Source organism: Phenylobacterium sp. 58.2.17 (genome assembly GCF_026411515.1).
Classification (GTDB): Bacteria; Pseudomonadota; Alphaproteobacteria; order Caulobacterales; family Caulobacteraceae; genus Phenylobacterium.
Window position 1 is genome coordinate 1 of record NZ_JAPMTQ010000034.1, and the last position, 22,429, is coordinate 22,429.

At 70.0% G+C, this 22,429-nt stretch carries 23 protein-coding genes; 17 read left to right on the forward strand and 6 right to left on the reverse strand.

The annotated features are described in order from the left end of the window. Positions 1-59 precede the first annotated feature (59 nt). Together OUA97_RS17415 and OUA97_RS17420 are read right to left on the reverse strand one after the other, a co-directional pair. Positions 60-455 carry a VOC family protein gene (locus OUA97_RS17415; RefSeq protein ID WP_267233300.1) on the reverse strand — a complete coding sequence of 132 codons (396 nt, stop codon included), beginning with the start codon at positions 453-455 and terminating at the stop codon, positions 60-62. A gap of 13 nt (positions 456-468) precedes the next feature. Continuing rightward, on the reverse strand, positions 469-1,092 hold the full coding sequence (locus OUA97_RS17420; protein WP_267233301.1) for a sigma factor: 624 nt from the start codon (positions 1,090-1,092) through the stop codon (positions 469-471). 266 nt (positions 1,093-1,358) lie between these two features. Between OUA97_RS17420 and OUA97_RS17425 the strand changes: the two genes are divergently transcribed. Continuing rightward, positions 1,359-1,523 carry a hypothetical protein gene (locus OUA97_RS17425; RefSeq protein WP_267233302.1) on the forward strand — a complete coding sequence of 55 codons (165 nt, stop codon included), beginning with the start codon at positions 1,359-1,361 and terminating at the stop codon, positions 1,521-1,523. 32 nt (positions 1,524-1,555) lie between these two features. Here OUA97_RS17425 and OUA97_RS17430 read toward each other — a convergent pair whose 3' ends face one another. Further along, positions 1,556-2,074, reverse strand: a complete 519-nt coding sequence (locus OUA97_RS17430) for a GNAT family N-acetyltransferase (RefSeq protein ID WP_267233303.1) — start codon at positions 2,072-2,074, stop codon at positions 1,556-1,558. 103 nt (positions 2,075-2,177) lie between these two features. Here OUA97_RS17430 and OUA97_RS17435 point away from each other — a divergent pair, with 103 nt between their 5' ends. The 8 genes from OUA97_RS17435 to OUA97_RS17470 all read left to right on the forward strand — a co-directional run bounded on the left by OUA97_RS17435 (position 2,178) and on the right by OUA97_RS17470 (position 9,192). Then, positions 2,178-2,975 (forward strand): SDR family NAD(P)-dependent oxidoreductase, encoded by a 798-nt coding sequence (locus tag OUA97_RS17435; RefSeq protein WP_267233304.1) that lies wholly within the window; start codon positions 2,178-2,180, stop codon positions 2,973-2,975. A 60-nt stretch (positions 2,976-3,035) separates the two neighbouring features. Next, complete coding sequence (locus OUA97_RS17440) at positions 3,036-3,536, forward strand: AAA family ATPase (RefSeq protein ID WP_267233305.1); 501 nt, start codon at positions 3,036-3,038, stop codon at positions 3,534-3,536. 172 nt (positions 3,537-3,708) lie between these two features. Then, positions 3,709-4,182: a transcription elongation factor GreA gene (gene greA, locus OUA97_RS17445; protein WP_267233306.1), complete on the forward strand. Its 474-nt coding sequence runs from the start codon at positions 3,709-3,711 to the stop codon at positions 4,180-4,182. A gap of 11 nt (positions 4,183-4,193) precedes the next feature. Further along, positions 4,194-5,189, forward strand: coding sequence for a mitochondrial fission ELM1 family protein (locus tag OUA97_RS17450; protein WP_267233307.1), 996 nt, complete (start codon positions 4,194-4,196; stop codon positions 5,187-5,189). Positions 5,190-5,192: 3 nt separating this feature from the next. Beyond that, entirely contained in the window at positions 5,193-5,624 is a 432-nt protein-coding gene (locus OUA97_RS17455; RefSeq protein WP_267233308.1) for a GNAT family N-acetyltransferase, read from the forward strand. Positions 5,625-5,673: 49 nt separating this feature from the next. Beyond that, positions 5,674-6,729 carry a UDP-2,4-diacetamido-2,4,6-trideoxy-beta-L-altropyranose hydrolase gene (gene pseG, locus OUA97_RS17460; RefSeq protein WP_267233309.1) on the forward strand — a complete coding sequence of 352 codons (1,056 nt, stop codon included), beginning with the start codon at positions 5,674-5,676 and terminating at the stop codon, positions 6,727-6,729. A gap of 76 nt (positions 6,730-6,805) precedes the next feature. Beyond that, positions 6,806-7,813, forward strand: coding sequence for a thioredoxin-disulfide reductase (gene trxB, locus OUA97_RS17465; protein ID WP_267233310.1), 1,008 nt, complete (start codon positions 6,806-6,808; stop codon positions 7,811-7,813). Positions 7,814-7,893: 80 nt separating this feature from the next. Next, positions 7,894-9,192, forward strand: a complete 1,299-nt coding sequence (locus OUA97_RS17470; RefSeq protein ID WP_267233311.1) for a UDP-N-acetylglucosamine 1-carboxyvinyltransferase — start codon at positions 7,894-7,896, stop codon at positions 9,190-9,192. A 110-nt stretch (positions 9,193-9,302) separates the two neighbouring features. On the opposite strand, the gene OUA97_RS17475 is transcribed toward OUA97_RS17470, so the two are convergent. After that, a complete protein-coding gene (locus OUA97_RS17475; protein WP_267233312.1) occupies positions 9,303-9,812 on the reverse strand; it encodes a hypothetical protein in 510 nt (169 codons plus the stop codon). Positions 9,813-9,957: 145 nt separating this feature from the next. On the opposite strand from OUA97_RS17475, the gene OUA97_RS17480 reads away from it, so the two are divergent. Genes OUA97_RS17480 through OUA97_RS17495 form a run of 4 tightly spaced genes read left to right on the forward strand, consistent with a single transcriptional unit; the run spans position 9,958 to position 14,316 of the window. After that, positions 9,958-11,691 carry an N-acyl-D-amino-acid deacylase family protein gene (locus OUA97_RS17480; protein ID WP_267233313.1) on the forward strand — a complete coding sequence of 578 codons (1,734 nt, stop codon included), beginning with the start codon at positions 9,958-9,960 and terminating at the stop codon, positions 11,689-11,691. Positions 11,692-11,741: 50 nt separating this feature from the next. Continuing rightward, the gene (locus OUA97_RS17485) at positions 11,742-12,587 is read left to right on the forward strand and encodes an AraC family transcriptional regulator (RefSeq protein WP_267233314.1); all 846 of its coding nucleotides are present in this window, start codon (positions 11,742-11,744) and stop codon (positions 12,585-12,587) included. A 20-nt stretch (positions 12,588-12,607) separates the two neighbouring features. Next, on the forward strand, positions 12,608-13,105 hold the full coding sequence (locus tag OUA97_RS17490) for a GNAT family N-acetyltransferase (RefSeq protein WP_267233315.1): 498 nt from the start codon (positions 12,608-12,610) through the stop codon (positions 13,103-13,105). 53 nt (positions 13,106-13,158) lie between these two features. Further along, positions 13,159-14,316, forward strand: coding sequence for a Gfo/Idh/MocA family protein (locus OUA97_RS17495; RefSeq protein WP_267233316.1), 1,158 nt, complete (start codon positions 13,159-13,161; stop codon positions 14,314-14,316). On the opposite strand, the gene OUA97_RS17500 is transcribed toward OUA97_RS17495, so the two are convergent. Further along, positions 14,292-15,071, reverse strand: coding sequence for a PIG-L deacetylase family protein (locus OUA97_RS17500; RefSeq protein WP_267233317.1), 780 nt, complete (start codon positions 15,069-15,071; stop codon positions 14,292-14,294). The genes OUA97_RS17495 and OUA97_RS17500 overlap by 25 nt on opposite strands. A gap of 11 nt (positions 15,072-15,082) precedes the next feature. After that, the gene (locus OUA97_RS17505; RefSeq protein WP_267233318.1) at positions 15,083-16,333 is read right to left on the reverse strand and encodes a cell wall hydrolase; all 1,251 of its coding nucleotides are present in this window, start codon (positions 16,331-16,333) and stop codon (positions 15,083-15,085) included. A gap of 107 nt (positions 16,334-16,440) precedes the next feature. Between OUA97_RS17505 and OUA97_RS17510 the strand changes: the two genes are divergently transcribed. The 4 genes from OUA97_RS17510 to nadC all read left to right on the forward strand — a co-directional run bounded on the left by OUA97_RS17510 (position 16,441) and on the right by nadC (position 22,418). After that, positions 16,441-18,795, forward strand: coding sequence for a hybrid sensor histidine kinase/response regulator (locus OUA97_RS17510; RefSeq protein ID WP_267233319.1), 2,355 nt, complete (start codon positions 16,441-16,443; stop codon positions 18,793-18,795). A gap of 154 nt (positions 18,796-18,949) precedes the next feature. Next, entirely contained in the window at positions 18,950-20,062 is a 1,113-nt protein-coding gene (nadA, locus tag OUA97_RS17515) for a quinolinate synthase NadA (protein WP_267233320.1), read from the forward strand. Then, complete coding sequence (locus OUA97_RS17520) at positions 20,059-21,576, forward strand: L-aspartate oxidase (RefSeq protein WP_267233347.1); 1,518 nt, start codon at positions 20,059-20,061, stop codon at positions 21,574-21,576. The genes nadA and OUA97_RS17520 overlap by 4 nt, the downstream gene beginning before the upstream one ends. Further along, positions 21,573-22,418, forward strand: a complete 846-nt coding sequence (gene nadC / locus OUA97_RS17525) for a carboxylating nicotinate-nucleotide diphosphorylase (protein ID WP_267233321.1) — start codon at positions 21,573-21,575, stop codon at positions 22,416-22,418. Before OUA97_RS17520 ends, nadC begins: the two co-directional genes overlap by 4 nt. The last annotated feature ends 11 nt before the right edge of the window (positions 22,419-22,429 follow it).

Below are 22,429 nucleotides of genomic sequence, written 5' to 3' on the forward strand. Positions count from 1 at the left end.
CCCCCCCCCCCCCCCCCCCCCCCCCCCCCCCCCCCCCCCCCCCCCCCCCCCCCCTAACTCTACGCAGAGACCGTCGCCCGTGGGGCCTCCTCGGACTGGTACATGGAAATCATGTGCCCATCCGGGTCGGAAATCTCCGCCGACCATCCGCCTGGCGCATGACTGACCGGCGTCACGATCGTCGCCCCCTTTTCGGCGAGCGCGGCGACGACGGTGTCGATGCCGCCTTCAGCCAGATCGAAGACGATGATCGGCGAGTTGCCCGGGCGGCACTCGGCCTTGAAGAAGATCAGTTCGACGCCGCCCATGGTGTTGGCCTGAAGCCAGTCGTTCCCGGCGCCGTCGTCCCCCATGTTGGTGACGTCGAGCCCGAGTACGTCGCGGTAGAATTTTTCGGTTCGCGCTATGTCGGTGACATAGAAGCAGACGGTTCCAATCCGCACTTTGCCGAACATGTGTCTCTCCCTTTCAGATGTTGGACGCCCCTAGTTGCCGCGCCACGTCGATTTGTGAGGACACGACGAACAGATGCCCGTCCGGGTCGTGCGTTCCTATTTCGGTCGCGGCCGGGCGAAGCACGCCGATCAGGGCTCGGCGCAGAAGGCCGAACGGCAGATCCCCCTTCAAGGCCCGGCCCCCGATCGCGCCGCGCAGGCCCAATTGCAGGCAGCGCCGCTTCAACTCGCTGATCCGCTGGCGCAGGGCGACGTCCGACAGGTCCAGCAGCCAGGCGATCTCCGGCTTCGTATGACCGGTCACGACGAGCAGGGCCGTCGTCCGCAGACCGGGCGGTAGCGTCGCGATGAAGTCGCCCGGATCGGTGGCGCTGGCCCCCGCCTCCGCCTCCGCCGCGGCGTCGAGTGCGTAGTCGGCTTCACGTCGACGTCGGCGAGCGGCGGAACGGGCTTCGTGCAGGGCCCGGTTGCGCAGCACCCCGCCAAGCCAGCGCCGGTTCTCGCTCGCGCTCATATCGCCGCGCCCGGCCTCGACCGCACACAGCAGCGCGGCCTGAAGCAGATCCTCGGCTTCGCCGGCGCGACGCGTTCGCCCGTGGGCGCTGCGCAGAAGTCTCAGATAGGTCTTGCGATCCATCACCTGTGCCGACCTCAGACCTCTATCTCAACGCGAAGACGCTGCATGCGAGCGTCTCGCAAGCGCAAGCTTGTGAAACACTTACGCGCATTTCCTGATTGACCGACGTTATTCCGGGGCGCAACCTCAGAGCGTCGCCATGCTCTTGCAGGCGCATAGTGGGCGCGTTCCGGCGGCCCCTGATGACCAGCCGGTCGGCCCGCATGGGCGCCTGTCGCAGTCTGGCGAGGACGTGTCCTCTGTCTCAGTGTGCGAAGGGAAACGCCATGCAATCCGGACACCACGAAGGTGAGGTCCACCATCACAAGAACAAGCACCTGCTGGAGCGCTTCGAGGGGTACACAGACCTTATCGTTGTGGGTCTGATCATCGCTCTCGGCGCGGCCATGCTGATTGGCCTGCTCACCGCCAACGGCAAGGTCACCTGGTAGGACGCCAGCTCTAAACGCGAGTACGACGCCGGTCAGAGCGCTCTAGCCAGGACCAGGTCGTCGTACTCGTTGGCGCCCACGCGGAACCTGCGCACGCCCGCCTCGACATAGCCTTGGCGCGCGTAGAAGGCGATTGCGCGCGCGTTGCCGCCGAACACGCCCAGCAGCATGCGGGTGAAACCCGCATGCGCTGCGCTGTCCAGCGCCGTCGCCATCAGCCGACCGCCCAGCCCCGTGCCGTGGAAGCGGTTGAGCAGGTAGATCCGCTTCAGCTCCACATCACCCTCCCCGGTCGCCACGGGCAGGTCGGGCGGCGTCAGCGCCGCATAGCCGACCGGCGCCCCGCCCTCCTCCATCTCGGCCAGCCACAGCCGATAGCCGGGCTTGCCCAGCCATTGGGCGTAGAGCGTCTCGGCGTGCTGGGTGCGGCAGTGGGCGATGATGTCGCCGGCCGGCAGGGCGCCGGCGTAGGTCTCCAGGAACGTCGCCTGCCCAACCAGGGCCAGGGCCGCTTCGTCGCCGGATACGCAGGGACGAATGCTGATCGACATACCGTAACTCCGAATCTCTCACTGGCTCGGGAGGCTGGCCTCAATCGGCAAGCTAGGCTAGGCGTAAGAAAACTGAACAACGATCACTTAGGGAGTCGAAAGCATGGCCGGTAGGGTCGAGGGTAAGGTCGCGCTGGTCACCGGCGGGGCGAGCGGGATCGGGCGCGGCTGCGCCGAACGGCTGGCTCAGGAAGGCGCAGTGGTGGTCGTCACCGACCTTCAGGACGACAAGGGCGCCCAGACCGTCGCCGCCATCGAGGCGATGGGCGGCAAGGCCAGCTACCTGCACCACGACGTCACCTCCGAGCAGGCCTGGATCGACGCGGTGGCGGCGGTGAAGGCCAAGCACGGCCGGCTCGACATCCTGGTCAACAACGCCGGCATCGGCATTGGCGGCTCGGTGCTCACCATGACCCTCGCCGACTTCCAGAAGCAGACCGCGGTCAATCTCGACGGCGTTTTCCTCGGCGTGAAGCACTCGATCCCGCTGATGCGCGAGAACGGCGGCGGCTCGATCATCAACATGTCCTCGGTCGCCGGCCTCAAGGGCTCGGCCATCCTGGCCGGTTACTGCGCCACCAAGGGCGGGGTGCGCCTGTTCACCAAGGCCGTGGCCATGGAATGCGCGGCGGCCAAGGACGGCGTGCGCGTGAATTCGGTCCACCCGGGCATCATCGAGACCCCGATCTGGGACACCATCGTCGGGACCGGCGAGGTCGGCGACAACGCCCGTCCGCCCCGCGGCGCGGCGCTGGACGCCATGAGCGCCGAGGGCGTGCCGCTGGGCGTGAAGGGCTATCCTGAAGACATCGCCAACGGCGTGCTGTGGTTGGCCTCGGACGAGAGCCGCTACGTCACCGGCGCCGAACTGGTCATCGACGGCGGCCTCTCGGTGAAATAGTCGCGGCGGCCCCGACCGTTCGGCATTTCCGCCCCGGCTGAAATGTTCTACGGGCGGGGCATGACCGCCATGCTTCACGTCGTCTATGGCCCTTCGGGGGCCGGAAAGTCCACCTACGCCAAGGAACTGGCCCGGCGCGAACCGGCGGTCCACTTCGCCATCGACGACTGGATGGCGCGGCTGTTCGCGGCCGACATGCCCGAGCCGATCGAATATCACTGGATGATGGAGCGGGTCGAACGCTGCGAAGCCCAGATCTGGTCCACCGCCGCTGGCGTCATCGCCGCCGGAACCTCGGTGGCGCTCGACCTCGGCCTGCTGCGGCGCTCCGACCGCGCCCGGGTGGCCGAGATCGCCCAGGCCGTGGAATTGCCGATACAGTTCCACTTCGTGACCGCCCCCGAAGAGGTGCGCCGCGCGCGCGTGCTTGAGCGCAACGAGGTCCGCGGCGAGACCTTCGCCATCGGGGTGACGCCAGAGATGTTCGACTTCATCGAAGGCGTGTTCGAGGCGCCCGACGCCAGCGAGCTGCAAGGCGCAATCGTCTCCGAAAGCGCCTGACTCCGTAGCGTCCCGCACGCTTCTCAACAGCTTTCGAACCCAGCTCCAGGGGCCGCCTGCCCGCGCGCCCTTGAGTTTTTCTGCTGCGACATCTAATCTCTAGCCCCCCGGACGCCTGCGCCCGCGGCCGGCAACGAACTCCCAAAAGGGCGAATCCGAGTCCTCATCCACGATGGAAAAAGTCCCGATGACCGCCGAGGGCTGGCAAGCTCTCGACGATGAACTGAAGCGTTTGAAGACTATCGAGCGTCCCGCTGTGATCGCTGCGATCGCTGAAGCGCGCTCGCATGGCGACCTCTCCGAGAACGCCGAGTACCATGCCGCCAAGGAGCGCCAGGGCTGGATCGAAGGCCAGATCGCCGAGATCGAGGACAGGATGGCCCGCGCTCAGGTCATCGACGTATCCAAGCTCTCCGGCACTCAGGTGAAGTTCGGCGCCACCGTCTCGGTGGTCGACGAGGACACCGAGGAAGAGGCTCGTTACCAGATCGTCGGCGAACATGAGGCCGACGTGAAACAGGGCAAGATCTCCATCGTCTCGCCCCTGGCCCGCGCCATGATCGGCAAGGAAACCGGAGACGTCGTCGAGGTGAACACCCCCGGCGGCGGCAAGGCCTACGAGATCCTCAAGGTCGAGTGGATCTAGGCCCTCCCGGCTTGTCAGCTCAAAACCCGCCGCCCGCCGCGCCGCTCGTCATCTGGGCGGTCTCCGACGGGCGCGCGGGCATCGAGGCCCAAGTCGTCGGTCTGGCCAATGCGATCGCGCGCAAGCGCCCCGCCCAGGTCGTCGTCAAGCAGATCGGCTGGAAGAGCTGGATCGGCCGCCTACCGTGGTGGCTGACGCCTTTTCCGCGTCGCCTGCTGACCCCGCAGAGCGACATCGCCCCCCCCTGGCCCGACCTCTGGATCGCCGCCGGCCGCGCGACCCTGCCGCTGTCGATCCGCATGAGACGCTGGTCGGGCCGCCGGACCTATGTCGTCCAGGTCCAGGACCCGCGCATGCCGACCCGGCTGTTCGATCTGGTCATTCCGCCCCGGCATGACCGGCTGGAGGGCGACAACGTCTTTCCGATCACCGGCTCGCCCGGCCGCGTGAACGCCGAGCGCATGGCCGGCGACCTGCAACGCTTTCAGGCACAGCTGGACGCTCTGCCCCGCCCGCGCGTGGCGGTGATCATCGGCGGCAAGTCCAAGGCCCATGACATATCGCCCGAGCGCGCCGCCGCCATGGCCCGCGAGATCGAGCTGCCGGTCGTCCAGGAAGGCGGCTCGGTGATGGTCAGCTTCACCCGCCGCACCCCCGAGCCGGCCAAGAATCTCCTCGAGGCCCGCCTCAGACACCTGCCCGGCGTCATCTGGGACGGGGAAGGCGACAACCCCTACTTCGCCTACCTGGCGGCGGCCGACTACATCCTGGTCACCGAGGACTCGACCAACCTCGCCACCGACGCCGCCTCGACCGGCAAGCCGGTGTTCGTGATGAAGATGGACGGCGAGAGCCTGAAGTTCCGGCTGTTCCACGAGGACCTGGAGCGGCTGGGCGCGGCCCGCCCGTTCGGCGGCGCCTTCCACCGCTGGACCTACGAGCCGCTGGCCGAGACCGAGCGTGCGGCCGACGAGGTGCTGCGCCGCTTCGACGCCCGCAAGGCCTGAACCATGGCCGTCGCGATCCGCCTGGCCGGAGCCGACGACGCCGCCATCGCCCTGGCGATCGATCCGGCCGCCGCGACCAGCGCCCACCGCGCCGACTGGCTGCGCCGCGCCTTCGCCGGCGAGCAAGGCCGCGTGGCCCAGATCGCCTATCTCGACGGCCGACCTGCCGGGTTCGCCGTGATGGGCCGGTTCTTCAGCAACCCCTTCCTGGACCTGATCGTCACCGATCCGCGGTTCCAGCGTCGCGGGGTGGCCAGCGCGCTGCTGGACGAGATCGAGCGGGAGCACGCCGCCGAGAAGCTGTTCGTCTCGACCAATGTCTCCAACGCGATCATGCGCGCCCTTCTGCTCGCGCGCGGCTACCTGCCGGCCGGGCAGGTCGACCACCTCGATCCCGGCGATCCCGAGCTGTTCTTCGTGCGCCTGCCGCGCTGAGCCCCCGCCCCTTTCCAAGCCGCGGGTTTCGGCGTCCCATGGTTGCAAGATGATTCTGCGACCACGCATCCTCTTCATCGCCAACGCCGGCCCGGCGGTCGGCGGCGGGCATGTGATGCGCTCGCTCAGCCTGGCTAGGGCGCTGGGCGAGCACGGCGCGGAGTGCGTGTTCCTGGCCCCGCCGGTCGTCGCCGGCATTCTCGACGCCTTCGCACCTGACATGAGCCGTGAGGCGGTGGCCTCGGTCGCCGCCGCGGACCTGCCCGCCGCCGTCGCCGGCCTGGCCTTCGACGCCGTGGTGTTCGACCACTACGGCCTGGGCCGCGCCGATCACCAGTTCATCGCCCAAGGCCGCCCGACCCTGGTCATCGACGACCTCGCCGACCGGCCGCTGGCCGCCGACGTCGTGCTCGATTCCGGCCCAGCCCGCACCGAGGAAGACTACGCCGACCTCGCCGGCGGGGCGCGCCTGCTGCTCGGTCCGCGCTATGCGCCGTTGCGGCCGGAGTTCGCCGCCCTGCGCGAGGCCGCGATCGCTCGCCGCGGCGGGCCTGTGCAGCGGGTGCTGGTGGCCCTGGGCCTCACCGACGTCGGCGGCGTCACCTCGCGGGTGCTCGACCGCCTGCGCCAGCGCAACGGCCACCTCGCCTTCGACGTGGTCCTCGGCTCCGAGGCGCCCAGCCTGCCCGGCCTCACCCGCGTCGCCGCGCACGATCCGCGCGTCATGCTGCACATCGACGCCCAGGACATGGCCCGCCTGACGCTGGAGGCCGACGTCGCCTTCGGGGCCGGCGGATCGACCACCTGGGAGCGCTGCACCCTGGGCCTGCCTTCCGTGCTGCTGGTGCTGGCCGAGAACCAGCGCCCGGCCGCTCGCGCCCTGGCCGACCGTGACGCGGCCCTGGTGGTCGACGCCGCCGATCCTGATTTCGCCGCCGCGCTCGACCGGGCCGCCGTGCGGCTGCTCAACGACACCGCCACCCGCACGCGCCTGACCGCCGCCAGCCTGGAGCTCTGCGACGGCCGGGGCGCCGAGCGCGCCGCCGAGGCCCTGCTGGAGGTGATCTCCGCCCCGCGGCTGGCCGCCCGCGATCCCGGCGTCTGAGGCCGCGCAGCCGTGCGCTGACCGACCGCGCCCGGCGCCTGTCGCAACGGCTCAGAATCTCCCCTACATAGACGCCATGTCGCAGAACGCTCCTCGCACCACCCGCTGCCTCGTCCTGGGCTCCGGCCCGGCCGGCTACACCGCCGCCATCTACGCCGCGCGCGCCCTGCTCAAACCGGTGCTGATCGCCGGCATCCAGCCCGGCGGCCAGCTGACGATCACGACCGACGTCGAGAACTATCCGGGCTTCGCCGACGTCATCCAAGGCCCCTGGCTGATGGAGCAGATGCAGGCCCAGGCCGCCCATGTCGGCACCGAGATCATCAACGACATCGTCGTCAAGGCCGACCTCAGCCAGCGCCCGTTCCGCCTGGAATGCGACTCCGGCGAGGTCTGGCTGGCCGAGACGCTGATCATCGCCACCGGCGCCCAGGCCAAGTGGCTGGGCCTGGAGACCGAGCAGAAGTTCCAGGGCTTCGGCGTCTCGGCCTGCGCCACCTGCGACGGCTTCTTCTATCGCGGCAAGGAGGTCGTGGTGGTCGGCGGCGGCAACACCGCGGTCGAGGAAGCGCTGTTCCTGACCAACTTTGCGTCCAAGGTCACCGTCGTGCACCGCCGCGACGAGTTCCGCGCCGAGAAGATCCTGCAGGAGCGCCTGTTCGCCCACCCCAAGATCGAGGTGATCTGGAACGTCGCCATCGACGAGGTGGTCGGTACGAGCGAGCCGCTCGGCGTCACCGGCGTCAAGCTGAAGGACGTGAACACCGGCGATGTCCGCGAAATCCCCGCCGACGGCGTCTTCATCGCCATCGGCCACGCCCCGGCTTCCGAACTCTTCAAGGGCCAGCTGGAGATGGACGGCTCGGGCTATCTGAAGGTCGTCCCCGGCAGCGCCGCGACCGCGATCAAGGGCGTCTACGCCGCCGGCGACGTCACCGACGACGTCTACCGCCAGGCCGTCACCGCCGCCGGCATGGGCTGCATGGCGGCGCTGGAAGCGGTAAGACTGCTGGCTGAAGAGGATCACGAGAAGGCCAAGCACCCGATCAGCCATCACGAGGCCCAGCGTATCGGCGCCTGGTGACCATCTGACAGCGTCGACGAGTTCAACTTAGCGGGCGGCCGCCGGCCGCCCCATCCCGAAAGACGAGGCCACGCGCCGCCATGACGAACCTGATCGTGCGAGGCGGCCGCGCCTTGCGTGGAACCATCACGCCGTCCGCCAACAAGAACGCCGTCCTGCCGGTGCTCTGCTCCACCCTGCTCAGCGACGAGCCGATCGTCCTGCACCGGGTGCCGGACATCACCGACGTCCGCAAGCTGCTGGATTTCTTCGGAAAGCTCGGCTCGTCGGTCGAGATGGACTATGCCACCGGCACGCTGCGGCTACACCACGGCCGCGACCTGGACCCGAAGTCGGCGCACCTGCCGCTGGGCATGCGTTCGTCGATCATGCTGATCCCGGCCCTGCTGCACCGCTTCGGCCGCGCCAGCCTGGAAGAGGACGTCACCGGCTGCACCCTCGGCTCGCGTGAGATCGACCCGCACATCGAAGTGTTCCGCGCCTTCGGGGCCGAGGTCACCAGCGAACCCGGCGCGACGGTGATCACCGCCGACAAGGGCTTCACCGCCACCCAGCACTGGCTCGACTACGCCTCGGTGACCACCACCGAGAACTTCGTGCTCTGCGCGGCCACCGCCAAGGGCCTCTCGCGCCTGACCAACTCCGCCTGCGAGCCGCACGTCCAGGAGTTCTGCGAGTTCCTCGCCGGCATGGGCGCGCGCATCCAGGGCGTGGGCGGCTCGCGCCTGACCGTCTCGGGCGTAGACAGCCTGGGCGGGGTCGAGTTCACCTTCGCCGACGACTTCCACGAGGTCGCCACCTTCCTGGCCATGGGCGCGATCACCGGCGGCGAGATCGCCGTCCAGAACGGCTCGGTCGAACAGTTCCCGCTGCTGGACCGCACCTTCGCCAAGTTCGGCGTCGAGGTGACCCACGAGAACGGCTTCAGCCGCGCCCGCGTCGACGGCAAGCTGAAGGTGCGCGAGCCCTTCACGTCGAACATCCTGACCAAGGTCGAGGCCGCGCCCTGGCCCTATGTCCCGGCCGACCTGCTGCCGATCTTCGTCGCGCTCGGCGTGCGCGCCGAAGGCCAGGTGATGTTCTGGAACAAGGTCTATGACGGCGCGCTCGGCTGGCACTCGGAGCTCGGCAAGTTTGGCGCCCACGCGCTGCTCTGCGACCCGCACCGGCTGATCACCTGGGGCGGCAAGCCGCTGACCCCGGCCACGGTCGAGAGCCCCTACATCATCCGCGTGGCCATCGCCCTCTTCATGCTGGCCGCCAGCATCGAGGGCGAGAGCACCATCCTCAACGCCTCGCCGATCCAGCGCGCCCACCCGAAATTTGTCGAGAACCTCAACGCCCTCGGCGCCGACGTCAGCTGGGTCGCCGGCGACTGAAGAGAACCAGATCCTCCCCCGTTGAGGGGGGGATCGCTGAAAGGCGGCCAGACGAAGGGGGCGTGCTGAGTCAGCAATCCCCCTCAGTCAGCTCCCCAGCAGGGGAGCAATCAGCTGTCCCGCTTGGCCTGGGCGTTCTTGGTCGCCTGTGAGACGCTGCCGACCTTGGCCGGCGCGACCTTGGAGGCGGTCTTCTGGCTTTCGACCGGGTTCATCCCCGCGCCGGCGGTCTTGCCCGGAGCCGGACGCGACGAGGCGCCGGCCGCCCGGCGCATGGCCAACGCCTTTTTCGCGGCTTCGACGTGCGCGGCCCGCGCCTCTTCGACCGCCATCCGGTGCGCCTGCTTGTTCACCCGCCGTAGGGCGCTGGCGAACACCTGCTTGCGCTCCTGCAGATGCTCAGCCGTGCCGCTGCCGCGCGGCTCGCCCTTGCCGCGGACCTCGCGCACCTTCTGCCGGGCCAGGGTGCGCTCCTTGTCGCGCATGGCCCGCAGACGCTTGCGCGTCTCGGCCAGATCCTTGGCGTCGAGCTGGGCGATGGCCGGATGGTGCGAGGCCCGGATCAGTTCGCCTTCGTCGTGGTTGAGCAGGCTGAGTTCGCGGCGGTTGTTGATGGACATGTCGCCCCTCTCGAGTTGCGCTGGTCTTGTGGAACGCGCCCGGAGGACGTGGGTTCAGCAGACCGTCCCACAGCGCCCGCCGCGCCCTCTTGAATGACGTTGCGTCACCGTACCTAGCCTTCCAAAAATTTCCTGGGAGGAAGCCATGTACGATCTGGTCATTCGGCGTGGTCTGGTGGTCGACGGTACGGGTTCTCCGCCCCGTCAGGCCGATGTCGCGGTGTCCGGCGGCGTCATCGCCAAGGTCGGCGCTGTTCCAGAGAAGGGCCGCCGCGAGATCGACGCAGACGGGCTGTTGGTCACTCCGGGCTGGGTCGACATCCACACTCACTACGACGGCCAGGTGACCTGGGATCCCTACCTCAGCCCCTCCTGCTGGCACGGGGTCACCACGGTGGTCATGGGCAACTGCGGCGTCGGCTTCGCCCCCGCCCGGCCCGACCGCCACGAGTGGCTGATCGGCATCATGGAGGCGGTCGAGGACATCCCCGGCGCAGCCCTGGCCGAGGGCATGAAATGGGATTGGGAGACCTTCCCCGAATATCTCGACAGCCTCGAGCGCAAGCCGCGCGTCCTCGACGTCGCCGCCCAGGCCCCGCACAGCGCCATCCGCGCCTATGTCATGGACGAACGCGGCGCGCGTAACGAGGTGGCCACCCCCGAGGACATCGCCGAGATGGCCCGCATCACCCGCGAGGCGGTCCAGGCCGGCGCGCTCGGCTTCTCGACCTCGCGCACGGCCCTGCACCGGACCAAGGACGGCGAGGTCATCCCCGGCACCTTCGCCGGCGCCGACGAGATGATCGGCATCGGCCGCGCCCTCGGCGAGGCCGGCCATGGCGTGTTCGAGCTGGCCTCCGACATGACCATCCCCGAGGACGAGTTCGCCTGGATGGCGGCGTTCGCCAAGGAGACCGGCCTGCCGGTCAACTACAGCCTGCTGCAGTCGCCGTTCCAGCCCAACAAGTGGCGCGACATGCTGGCCCTGACCGCCAAGGCCCAGGCCGAGGGCGCCAACATCAAGGCCGGCATCGCCTGTCGCCCCACCGGCATGGTGCTGGGCTGGCAGTCGACGGTGCACCCGTTCATCCGCAAGACCGCCTACCGGGCGATCGCCGCCCTGCCCTTCGCCGAGCGGCTGGAGCGCCTGCGCGATCCGGCGGTCCGCGAGGCGATCATCACCGAGGTGACGCCCCAGGCTCCGGCCATGGGCGCGCTGCTGCAGGACTTCGGCAACATGTTCCGCCTGGAGCGCGAGGGCCGGCTCGACTACGAGCCGCGCGCCGAGGATTCCGTCGCCGCCGAGGCCGCCCGCCAGGGCGTCACGCCCGAGGCCGCCGTCTACGACATGCTCATGGAGAACGACGGCGCCGGGTACATCTACCTGCCCCTGCTGAACTACGCCGAGCACAGCTTCGACCACATCGTCGAGATGATGCACGACCCCAACACCGTGCTCAGCCTGTCGGACGGCGGCGCGCACTGCGGGGTGATCTGCGACGCCAGCTTCCCGACCTACATGCTGACCTACTGGGTGCGGGACCGCTCGCGCGGACAGCGCCTGCCGCTGGAAAAGGTGGTCTCCATGCAGACCCGCGAGACGGCCCAGTTCTACGGGCTGAACGACCGCGGGGTCATCGCGCCGGGAATGAAGGCCGACCTCAACGTCATCGACTTCGACGCGCTGCAGATCCACGCGCCGGAGATGGTCTTCGACCTACCGGCCGACGGCCGCCGGCTCGTCCAGCGGGCCAGCGGCTATCGCGCCACGGTCGTCGACGGGGTGATCACCTTCGAGCACGGAGAGGCCACCGGCGAAATGCCCGGCAAGCTGATCCGCGGCCCGCAGGCCGCGCCCACGGCCCTGGCCGCGGAGTAGGCCTCGATAGTCCGCAATCGCGATCAACCGCGGCGCGGTATGGTCTCTCCATGCAGAGAGCCGACACCAGCCTCGACTACGGACGCCGCCTGCAACGGGTGGCGGACCACATCGCGGCCAATCTGGACGCGCCGCTTGACTTGGCCCGGCTGGCGCAGATCGCCTGCTACTCGCCCCATCATTTCCACCGCGTCTACCGGGCCGCGATGGGCGAAACGGCGGCCGAGACTCTGACGCGCCTGCGTCTCGCCCGGGCCGCAACCGACCTGGCGCGCACCGCATTTCCAGTCGCCGACGTCCGCCGCCGCGCCGGCTACGGGTCTGACGCCGCCTTCAGTCGCGCGTTCTCCGCCGCCTACGGCCAGCCGCCCGACGCTTTCCGCAAGTCGCACCGCCTGAATCTGGCCGCCCGCATGTCTCAAGGAGCCCACATCATGACCATTGAGGTCAGGGACCTCCCGCCCCTGCGCATCGCCGCCATCGAGCACGCCGGGCCCTACGCCGAGATCGGCCGCAGTTTCCAGCGCCTCGCCGCCTGGGCCGGACCTCGCGGCATGCTCGGTTCGACGTCGTATGGCGTGGCGGTCTACCCCGAGGGGGATCACTGCAACGCCCCGCCCCCCGGCCGGCACGTCCTCGTCGGCCTGACCGTCGGCCCGGCCATCGCCGGGAGCGATGGAGTCGCGATCCACGACATCCCCGGCGGCAAGCACGCCGTCGCCCTGCACAAGGGCCCCTACGCCGAGTTGCCCCGCACCTACGACGCCTTGTTCGCCTGGCTCACGGCCAGCGGCGAGGAGCCCGCCGACGCCCCGCTGTTCGAGGTCAACCTGAACAATCCTAGCAATACGCCGCCAGCCGAGTTGCTTACTGAAATCTGCCTTCCCCTGAAGTGAAAGCGGCCTAGTCTGGCGGCATGATCCGCCACGCCCGCCCCGCCGACCACGCCGCCATCCGCGAGATCGTCGCCGCCGCCTTCGGGCAAGCCGACGAGGCCGACCTCGTCGAGCGGCTGCGCGCCGCCGACGACGTGATGTTCGAGCTGGTCGAGGAGGAGAACGGCGAGGTCGTCGGCCACATCCTCTACAGCCGGCTGTGGGCCGACAGCGTGAACCTCTACGCCGCGCTCGCACCGCTCGCCGTGCGCCCGGACCGCCAGCGCGACGGCGTCGGCAAGCGCCTGACCGCCGCCTCGATCGAGACCGCCAAGGACTTCGGCGCCCACGCGGTCATCGTGCTGGGCCATCCCGAGTACTATCCGAAGTTCGGCTTCAGCGCGCAGGCCGCCGCCCAGGTGAAGTCGCCCTACTCCGGCAGTCCGGCCTTCATGGCCCTGGCGCTCGAGGACGGGGCGCTCGACGGTCCCCTGCTGGTCGCCTACCCGGACGCCTTCGGCGGCGGCGAAGGCCACTAGCCGGCCGGCGCGTCCGCGCTAAGCTCGCGCCGTCAGCTTTCTGGAAGGCGGCCATGAAAACCTACCGTATCGGCGTCATCGGACTGGGCCAGCGCATCGCTCATGTGCTGGCGGCGATGCAGGAGGTCGGCTGGAGCCTGCAGGTCGTCGCGCACGCCGATCCGGCCCCAGTCGGCGCGCCGATCCTGGCGGCCGCCGGCATCGATCCCGGCCCGGCACTCCCCGACGCCGCCGCGCTGCTCGCCCAGGGCCCCTACGACCTGGTGATGATCGGCTCGCCCAACCACCTGCACTTCGAGCACCTCAACCTGGCCCTCGACGCCGGCTGGCCGATCTTCGCCGAGAAGCCGATCGTGCGGACCCAGTCCGAGACCCTGGCCCTGGCCCATCGACTGGCCGCCGGCGGCGGTCCGCCGCTCTATATCGGCCTCGTCATGCGCTCGATGTCGATCGTGCGTGAGACGATCGCGCGGGTCGACGGCGGCCAGCTCGGCCAGGTGATCTCCATCGACGCCACCGAGCACCTGCCGCCCGAGCACGGCGGCTATCTGGCCCGCAACTGGCGGCGCAAGCAGGCCTATGGCGGGTCGTACCTGCTCGACAAGGTCTGCCACGACTTCGATATCTTCGGCCGCCTGACCCGCTCGCGGCCGGCCAAGGTCGCCAGCTTCGGCGGCCGCGACATCTTCACCCCCGACCGCGCCGGCCACTACGCCTACAGCGACGGCCAGCTCGCCTACGCCCTGCGCGACGCCGGCTGGGGCAGCGCCAACGACGCCTTCCACTCCGACATGGACGTCACCGACCACCAGAACGCCCTGGTGCAGTACGAGAACGGCGTGCGGCTGTCGTTCCACGCCAACAGCCACGTCGCCCTGCCCGAGCGCCGCTGGTACGTGGCCGGGACCGAGGGCACGCTGATCGCCGATCTGGTGCGCAACAAGCTGATGGTCCGCCGCGCCATGGACCGCGGCAAGCCCGAGCGCATCGACTACGGCGGACGCACCGAGGACAGCCACAACGGCGCCGACCAGGCCATGGCCCGCGATCTGCTGGCGACCCTGGAAGGGCGTCAGGACTTCCCGGTGACGCCGTTCGAGTCGATGGAGGCCGGCCTCACGGTCATGGCCATCGACGAGGCGATGCAGACCGGCGAGATGCTCGACTGCGGCCCGATGTGGGCGCGCTACGACGCCGCGCGCGGAGCCTGAGGCGGCGGCGCCAGCAGGCTCGCGCCCAGCATCTCCTGCAGCAGCGGGGTCTTTGGATAGGGGTGGTGCCGATACTGGCGGAAGCCCTCGGCCAGCTCGGCCCCGAAATCGCGGGCGCGGCGGCGGGTCCACCTCTCCATCGAGGCCAGGTGGTCGGGAATGTCGTGCTGGCGCGCCACCCAGGCGTCCTGGCTGACATGGCAGGCCAGCATCGCGCGCTTGGTCTCGAACACGGCGGCGACGTCGGCGCCGAAGTCGGGATCCGTCCAGACACCCTCGCGGTCGCGCCCGCCGATCGGGTCCATGAAGTAGAGGTGCGGAATGGCCGCCAACGGCGCCGCCTCGCCGGTCGCATAGTTCGGCACCGAGGCGGCGAAGCACGCATCGCGCACCAGCTGGCTCACGGCCTCGTGGTCGGGATGGTAGTCGGCCGGCGAGGCCGTGATCACCACCTCGGCCTGGGCCCAGCGGATCAGCTCGGTCACCCGGCGACGGGTCGGGTCGTCGTTGAAGACGCCGAGATCGGGAACCCCGCCGCAGCGGTACTCCGCGCCGATCAGGGCGGCGGCCCGCGCCGCCTCGGCCTGACGAATGGCCGAGGTCTCATGCGGCGCGGTGACCGTCGAGCCGAGATCCCCGCCAGTGACGGTGGCGATGCGAACCTGATGCCCCGCCCCGGCCAGCACGGCGAGCGTGCCGGCGCAGAGGGTTTCGATATCGTCGGGATGCGCGTGGATCGCGAGAACGGCGGTCATGACCGCCAAGCTTACTCCTGCAGCGCGCCTGCGCCAGTATCGGGCGAGGTCTTGTGCGCAGGGGCGTCGGCCACGCCGGCGTCGTCCTTGGTCTCCATGGCCGCCAGCGAGCGGTTGATCTCCTGGATCTCCTGGGCGGTCGGCTTGCGCCGCGGGGCGTAGAGCGTGCCGAGCACCCGGGTCCGTTCGCCGCCCGCCGCGGACGCGTCGGCGACATTGTAGGTCCGCACCTCGCCGGCCACGGCCAGGGTGACCTGCCGGCCGCCGCCGATCCCCTGGGTCTCAGGGTTGAGCAATCCGTTGGTGCGCGCGTCCAGCCCGCCGAGGATCGCCGGCGAGATGAAGGCCTCGCCGCCGGCATAACGGCCGGTGAAGGCCGGCGGCTCCCCCCAAGGGCCGGTCCAGCGGTAGAAGATGTGCAGCCCGACCTGTTTCATCTTGACCAGGGTCGGCGCCCAGTACGGCGCGACATACTCGGCGTGATAATGGGTGGCCGAGCCGACGGTCTTGTTGACGTGGCCGGCCAGGGCGCGCCGGGCCACCTCCTGCGCCTGCCGCCACAGGCCCGGTTCCGGCGCGTAGCGGAGCGATCCGTCGCAGGTGAAGCTGAACTGGCAGCCGGTGGTCCGGGCCGAGCCCTGATAGACCACGCCGCAGACCGACTTCGGATAGGCCGGATGACGCACCCGGTTCAGCACCACCTGGGCCACCGCCTCCTGGCCGAGCCGCGGCTCGCGCGCGCTTTCGTAATAGACCGCCTCCGACAGGCACTTCAGCGCCCGGCCTGCGTCCTGGCCGCCGGCGTGCAGCACGAACGGCCGCATCGGGCGGATCGGCAGCTTGGAAAACGCCCGCATGGCGTTGATCTCCTCGGCCGTCTCCACCGAACTGGTGTCGAGCCCGAGGTTGGGAATCTTGGAGATGTCGAGGCTGGTCCACCCGACCGTCCGCCCCCACGGATCGGCTTGCCGGGCCAGCGGATCGTGCCGCTTGGCCAGGGCCAGCATCGCCGGGTCCATGTCGGCGGTCAGCCGCGTCAGCCCACGTTCGGAGAAGGTCCGCGCCACCTGCGCCAGGCCCTGCGACCGCCCGTCGCTACCATCGGCGTAGCGGGGGTTCGCGCAGGCAAGCAGTATCACCGCCAACCCGCAGGTCGCCGCCAGGGCCGCAATCAGGCCGCGTTGGGAGATGATCTGCGACAGTGGCAGCGGCGAAGTCCCGATCTGTTTCAGTCCCGGCTCCATGCAGCCGGAAACTGGCAAGATAGGGGCCAAACCCGCCAAGATCGAGTGTTGCCCCCATGCGCCCAGGCTCGCATGGTCCGGGTAACGACCCATTCGGGGCCGGAATCAGCAGAGCGTCCGCCGACATGACGCCCGTCGGATCACAACTGCGTTTCATACCGCGACGCTCGCCGCCGCTGCTCGCCGCGCTGGCCATCAGCTTCGGGGCGATGGCCGCCGCCGTCGCGATCCGCGGCCTGTTCGCCGGCTGGGACACCGCCTTCGCCCTCTCGGTCACCCACTTCCCCGCCTTCATCGTCGCCACCCTGTTCGCCGGCCAGCGCTGGGGCTGGATCAGCCTCGTCGCCGCCTTGGCGACCTCGCTGGCGGTGCGCGGCGGCGTGCCGACCGATCCGGCGATCCGGGCCGGCGCGGTCCTCTACGTGCTCTCCGGAGCGGTCACGGTGTTCGTGGCCGCCACCCTGCGCGAGATCGTCCTGCGCCTCGACGAGGCCCAGGCCGCGCTGGACCGCAGCGAGGCGCGGCTGCAGATGGCCCAGAACGCCGGCGATGTCGGGCTCTGGGACTGGGACGCCGAGAGCGGCGAAGGCTTCTGGTCGCCGGCCCTCTATCGCAATCTCGGGCTGCCGATCGGCACCCGGGCCGGCGTGCGCAAGCTGCTCGACGTGGTCCACCCTGAAGACCGCGAGCGGGTGCGCCAGAACAACATGGCGGCGATCCGCAGCGGCCAGATGGCGCCCTGCGAGTACCGCATCGTCCGGCCGGACGGCGAAATCCGCTGGCTGCTCTCGCGCGGCGAGGTGCTGGTCAACGGCATGGGGCGAGCCGTGCGCGCCGTCGGCGTCAACATCGACATCACAGATCGCCGCCATGCTTTTGAAAAACTTCGCGAAAGCGAAGAACGCTTCCGGGTCCTGGCCGACAGCGCTCCGGCCCTGCTCTGGGTCTCCCGGCCCGACGGCCGCCGGGAGTTCGTCAACCAAGCCTATGTCGACTATCTCGGGCGGCCCTACGAGCAGGCCCTTGAGTTCGACTGGCGCGAGGCGCTCCACCCGGACGACCTGCAGCGGATCCTGGAGGAGCAGGTGGCCGGCGAGGCTTCCCGCAAGCCGTTCCGGCTGGAGGCGCGCTATCGGCGCAAGACCGGCGAGTGGTGCTGGATCCGCTCGGTCTCGCAACCGCGCTTCGGACCGGACGGGACCTTCTCCGGCTTCATCGGCATCGGCATCGACATCACCGACGTCAAGGAGGCCGAGCACGACCTGCAGGACATCAACGACCTGCTGGCTGAACGCGTCGCAGCGGCCCTGGCCGAGCGCGACGAGGCGCAGGCCCGGCTGCATCACGCCCAGAAGCTGGAGGCCGTCGGCCAGCTCACCGGCGGCGTAGCGCACGACTTCAACAACCTGCTGACCGTCATCACCGGCGCGCTGGACCTGATCCAGCGCCGGCCCGACGACGTCGAGCGTCGCGATCGGATGATCGAGGCGGCGCTGGGCGCGGCGCGGCGCGGCGAGCGCCTGACCCACCAGTTGCTCGCCTTCTCCCGCCGCCAGGCGCTCAAGCCCGCGGCGGTGCGCATCGACGACCTGCTGACCGAAAGCGAACCGCTGCTGCGCCGGGCGGTCGGCGAGGCCGTCCAGCTCACCCTGACGGCCGGCGCGCCGCAGGCCGTGGCCATGATCGACCAGGGCCAGTTCGACGCGGCGATCATGAACTTGGTGGTCAATGCGCGCGACGCCGTGGGTCAGGGCGGCGCGATCGAAATCCGCACCGAGGCCTGCGCCCTCGCCGACGGCGAGGTGCAGGACGTCGCGACCGGCGACTATGTCCGCGTGGAGGTGCGTGACGACGGCGTCGGCATGGCCCCCGATGTCCTCGCCCGCGCCTTCGAGCCCTTCTTCACCACCAAGGAGATCGGCAAGGGCACGGGGCTCGGCCTCTCTCAGGCCTACGGCTTTGCGCGCCAGAGCGGCGGCGGCGTCGCGATCCAGACCGCCCCCGGCCAGGGGACGGTCGTCAGCCTCTACCTGCCCCGTTGCGGCGAGGGCCCAGCCCAGTCCGCGCCCGCCGAGTCCGAGCGCGCGCAAGCCCCGCCCGCACGGCGGCTGAACGTGCTGCTGGTCGAGGACGACGCCGAGGTCGGAGCGATGGTCAGCGCCATGCTCGCCGAACTCGGCCATGCGGTCGTCCGCGCCGTCGACGTCGACCAGGCGCTGGCCGCCCTCGACCGCCATCCGGAGCTGGACGTGGTGCTCACCGACCTTGTGATGCCGGGCGGCCGCTCGGGCCTCGATCTGGCCGCCACGGTCAGCGAGCGGCGCCCAGGCCTGTCGGTCATCCTCTCGACCGGCTATGCCGGCGAGGCCCAGCCGCTCGCCGCCGAAACGCCCTGGCCGCTGCTGCGAAAGCCCTACGCCGCCGACGCCCTGGCCCGCGCCTTGGCCGACCACGTCGACCCCCGCATCCCGGCCGCCTGAGGCCCGCCCCTCACAGGGCTTCAAGATAATGTGGGCTTGTGCGCGCCAGGACGCGGGTCTATATCAACAGCCATCGGTTTTGCTCGTTTTGAGCATAATCAGGACGCCGACGGGGCGCTGCAGACATCCCGCGGCGTTTTTTGAGGCCGAAGAAATGCTCAATTTGAGCATAAGGAGGGATACAATGGCTGACGGTTCGCAATTCGCGTTCACGCCTGCTGTCGAAGCCGCCACCTCGCCCATGTGGGAGAAGGTGAAGCATCACGTCACTCCGATGGAGTGGCGCCTCCACGCCCCGCTGATCGCCGAGATCAATCGCCTGAAGCGCGAGAAGAACGCGGTCATCCTGGCGCACAACTACATGACGCCCGAGATCTTCCACGGGGTCGGCGACTATGTCGGCGACAGCCTGGGCCTGGCCAAGGAAGCGGCCAAGTCGGATGCGGCGATCATCGTTCAGGCCGGCGTGCACTTCATGGCCGAGACCTCCAAGATCCTGTCGCCGGAAAAGACCATCCTGATCCCGGACCTGACCGCCGGCTGCAGCCTCGCCTCCTCGATCACCGGCGCCGACGTGCGCCTGATCAAGCAGCGCTATCCGGGCCTGCCGGTCGTGACCTACGTGAACACCACCGCCGACGTGAAGGCCGAGACCGACGTCTGCTGCACCAGCGCCAACGCCGTGCAGGTGGTCGAGCACGTCGCCAAGGAGTGGGGCGTCGACAAGGTCATCCTGATCCCCGACGAGTTCCTGGCCCGCAACGTCGCGCGCCAGACGGACGTCGGCATCATCGCCTGGAAGGGCCGCTGCGAAGTGCACGAGCGCTTCACGGCCGAAGACATCCTGGAGCTCAAGGCGTCCTACCCGAACGCCGAGATCCTGGCCCACCCGGAATGCCCAGCCGAAGTGCTGGAAGTGTCCGATTTCGCCGGCTCCACCGCGGCCATGAACGACTACGTCCTGCAGCGCAAACCCAAGCAGGTGGTGCTGATCACCGAGTGCTCGATGGCCGACAACGTCGCCGCCGACGCGATCGGGACCGAGTTCGTGCGCCCGTGCAACCTCTGCCCGCACATGAAGAAGATCAGCCTCCAGAACATCTACGAGGCGCTGCTGCACAACCGCTTCGAGGTCACTGTCGATCCGGCGATCGCCGAGCGCGCGCGCCTGGCCGTCCAGCGCATGGTCGACCTGCCGCCGCCGGCGGTTCCGGCCCGCTACGACCTGGTGAAGGCCCGTCACCACGTCGACGTCGAGTTGATCTGACCGTGGAGCGGATCAAGCACGACGGCGTGCTGATCGTCGGCGCCGGCTTGGCCGGGCTGTCCGCAGCTCTGGCCGCCGCGCCGCGAAAGGCCCTGGTCCTCACCGGCGCCCCGCTGAGCCAAGGCTGTTCATCGGCCTGGGCGCAGGGCGGCATGGCCGCCGCCCTCAGCGGCGAGGACGCGCCCGAGCTGCACGCGGCCGACACCGTTGCAGCCGGCGCGGGCCTGGTCGATCCGGCCATGGCCGCGATCCTCGCGCAGGAAGGCCCGCAGGCCGTCCGCGACCTGGCCGCGCTGGGCGCGCCGTTCGACCGCACCGCCGACGGCGACTTCGCCACCAGCCTTGAGGCCGCTCATTCGCGCGCCCGCGTCGCCCGGGTCAAGGGCGACCAGGCTGGCCGCGCGATCATGGACGCGGTGATCGCCGCCACCCTCTCGGCCCGGCACGTCAAGGTCCGCGCCGGCTGCCGGCTGCGCGGTCTGCTACGCGACGCCGAGGGCCGCGTGCGCGGCGTGCTGGCCGAGGAAGACGGCCAGCTGATCGAGTTCGTCGCGCCCGCCGTCATCCTGGCGACCGGCGGCGTCGGCGGCCTCTATGGCGTGACCACCACTCCGCCGGAGCTGAAGGGCGAGGGCCTGGCCCTGGCCGCCCTGGCCGGCGCAACCATCGCCGACCCGGAGTTCGTGCAGTTCCACCCGACCGCCATCGACATCGGCCGCGATCCGGCGCCGCTGGCGACCGAAGCTCTGCGCGGTGAAGGCGCCAAGCTGATCGACGGGACCGGCGAGGCGTTCATGGCCCGCTATCATCCCGACGCCGAGCTGGCGCCGCGCGACGTGGTGGCCCGCGCCATCCATGCCGAGCGTGAGGCTGGTCGCGGCGCCTTCCTCGACGCCCGCGCCGCAGTCGGCGCCCACTTCCCCGACGAATTCCCCGCGGTGTTCGCCGCCTGCCTTTCCGGCGGCGTGGATCCGCGCGTGCACCCGATCCCCGTGGCGCCGGCCTGCCACTACCACATGGGCGGTATCGTCACCGACGCCGATGGCGCGACCAGCCTGCCCGGCCTCTACGCCGCCGGCGAGTGCGCCTCGACCGGCGTCCACGGCGCCAACCGCCTGGCCTCGAACTCGCTGCTCGAAGCCGCCGTGTTCGGCGCCCGCGCCGGCTGCGCCGCCGCCGCGTTCGAGGATCCCAAGACCCGGCCGCTGCGCGCGGCCGCCGCCCCCGACCTGCCGGACGCTGCGCTGGCTGAGCTGCGCGCCGCCATGAGCCGCGACGCCGGCGTGGTGCGCGACGCCGCTGGCCTCATCCGGCTGATCAGCCTGATCAACGCTATGGAAGCCGCCTACGGCCCGGCCCTGCCGCTGGTCGCTGCGCGCCTGGTCGCCCAGGCCGCGCTCGACCGACCCGCCAGCCTGGGCGCCCACTTCCGCGCCGACGGCCCGCCCGACGCCGCACCGGCCCGCACGTTTCTCAACCTGGCCTCCCCGGCCGCCAGCCTCGCCGCCGAATGATCGCTCCCATCCCTGACCTGCTCATCCAGCCGGTGGTGTCCGCCGCCCTGGCCGAAGACCTCGGCCGCGCGGGCGACGTCACCGCCCAGGCCTGCATCGAGGCGCATGCGCGTCTCACCGCTGTGTTCGCCGCCCGCCAGAACGGGGTGGTCGCGGGGCTGGCCTGCGCGCGGTTGGCGGTCCTGGCCCTCGACCCCGCCGCAAAGTTCGAGGCTAAGGTCGCCGACGGCTACGAGGTCCAGCCGGGAGAGGTCCTGGCCAGGGTCGAGGCCAACGCTCGCGCGCTGCTGTCGGCCGAGCGCACCGCCCTCAACCTGCTTGGCCGGCTGTCGGGCGTCGCCACCCTGACCCGCGACTACGTGCAGGCCGTCGCCGGAAGCGGCGCGCGCATCGCCGACACCCGCAAGACGACGCCCGGCCTACGTCATCTGGAAAAGTACGCCGTGCGCTGCGGCGGCGGAATCAACCACCGCTTCGGTCTGGATGACGCGATCCTGATCAAGGACAACCATGTCGCGGCCTGCGGCGGGGTCGGCGAAGCCCTGCGCCGGGCGCGGGCTGCGGCCGGCCACCTGATGAAGATCGAGGTCGAGGTCGACAGCCTGGCCCAGCTCGAAGAGGCGCTGCCCCATCGCCCCGACGTGATCATGCTCGACAATTTCAGCCTTGAGGACCTGGCCAAGGCCGTCGCCATGACCGGCGGCCGCACCACCCTGGAGGCCTCCGGCGGGGTCAACTTGCAGACCGTCCGCGGCATCGCCGCCAGCGGCGTCCAGGTGATCAGCGTCGGCGCCCTCACCCATTCGGCCAGCGTGCTCGATATCGGCCTCGACGCCGTCTGAGCGGGGAACAA

Coding starts and splice junctions, on each gene's coding strand:
- OUA97_RS17470 (WP_267233311.1), top strand. CDS start 7,894: ATGACGAACCTGATCGTGCGAGGCGGCCGCGCCTTGCGTGGAACCATC.
- OUA97_RS17485 (WP_267233314.1), top strand. CDS start 11,742: ATGCAGAGAGCCGACACCAGCCTCGACTACGGACGCCGCCTGCAACGG.
- nadC (WP_267233321.1), top strand. CDS start 21,573: ATGATCGCTCCCATCCCTGACCTGCTCATCCAGCCGGTGGTGTCCGCC.
- OUA97_RS17475 (WP_267233312.1), bottom strand. CDS start 9,812: ATGTCCATCAACAACCGCCGCGAACTCAGCCTGCTCAACCACGACGAA.
- OUA97_RS17455 (WP_267233308.1), top strand. CDS start 5,193: ATGGCCGTCGCGATCCGCCTGGCCGGAGCCGACGACGCCGCCATCGCC.
- OUA97_RS17510 (WP_267233319.1), top strand. CDS start 16,441: ATGACGCCCGTCGGATCACAACTGCGTTTCATACCGCGACGCTCGCCG.
- OUA97_RS17500 (WP_267233317.1), bottom strand. CDS start 15,071: ATGACCGCCGTTCTCGCGATCCACGCGCATCCCGACGATATCGAAACC.
- OUA97_RS17435 (WP_267233304.1), top strand. CDS start 2,178: ATGGCCGGTAGGGTCGAGGGTAAGGTCGCGCTGGTCACCGGCGGGGCG.
- OUA97_RS17440 (WP_267233305.1), top strand. CDS start 3,036: ATGACCGCCATGCTTCACGTCGTCTATGGCCCTTCGGGGGCCGGAAAG.
- OUA97_RS17490 (WP_267233315.1), top strand. CDS start 12,608: ATGATCCGCCACGCCCGCCCCGCCGACCACGCCGCCATCCGCGAGATC.
- pseG (WP_267233309.1), top strand. CDS start 5,674: ATGATTCTGCGACCACGCATCCTCTTCATCGCCAACGCCGGCCCGGCG.
- OUA97_RS17420 (WP_267233301.1), bottom strand. CDS start 1,092: ATGGATCGCAAGACCTATCTGAGACTTCTGCGCAGCGCCCACGGGCGA.
- nadA (WP_267233320.1), top strand. CDS start 18,950: ATGCTCAATTTGAGCATAAGGAGGGATACAATGGCTGACGGTTCGCAA.
- OUA97_RS17415 (WP_267233300.1), bottom strand. CDS start 455: ATGTTCGGCAAAGTGCGGATTGGAACCGTCTGCTTCTATGTCACCGAC.
- OUA97_RS17430 (WP_267233303.1), bottom strand. CDS start 2,074: ATGTCGATCAGCATTCGTCCCTGCGTATCCGGCGACGAAGCGGCCCTG.
- OUA97_RS17425 (WP_267233302.1), top strand. CDS start 1,359: ATGCAATCCGGACACCACGAAGGTGAGGTCCACCATCACAAGAACAAG.
- OUA97_RS17495 (WP_267233316.1), top strand. CDS start 13,159: ATGAAAACCTACCGTATCGGCGTCATCGGACTGGGCCAGCGCATCGCT.
- trxB (WP_267233310.1), top strand. CDS start 6,806: ATGTCGCAGAACGCTCCTCGCACCACCCGCTGCCTCGTCCTGGGCTCC.
- OUA97_RS17480 (WP_267233313.1), top strand. CDS start 9,958: ATGTACGATCTGGTCATTCGGCGTGGTCTGGTGGTCGACGGTACGGGT.
- greA (WP_267233306.1), top strand. CDS start 3,709: ATGGAAAAAGTCCCGATGACCGCCGAGGGCTGGCAAGCTCTCGACGAT.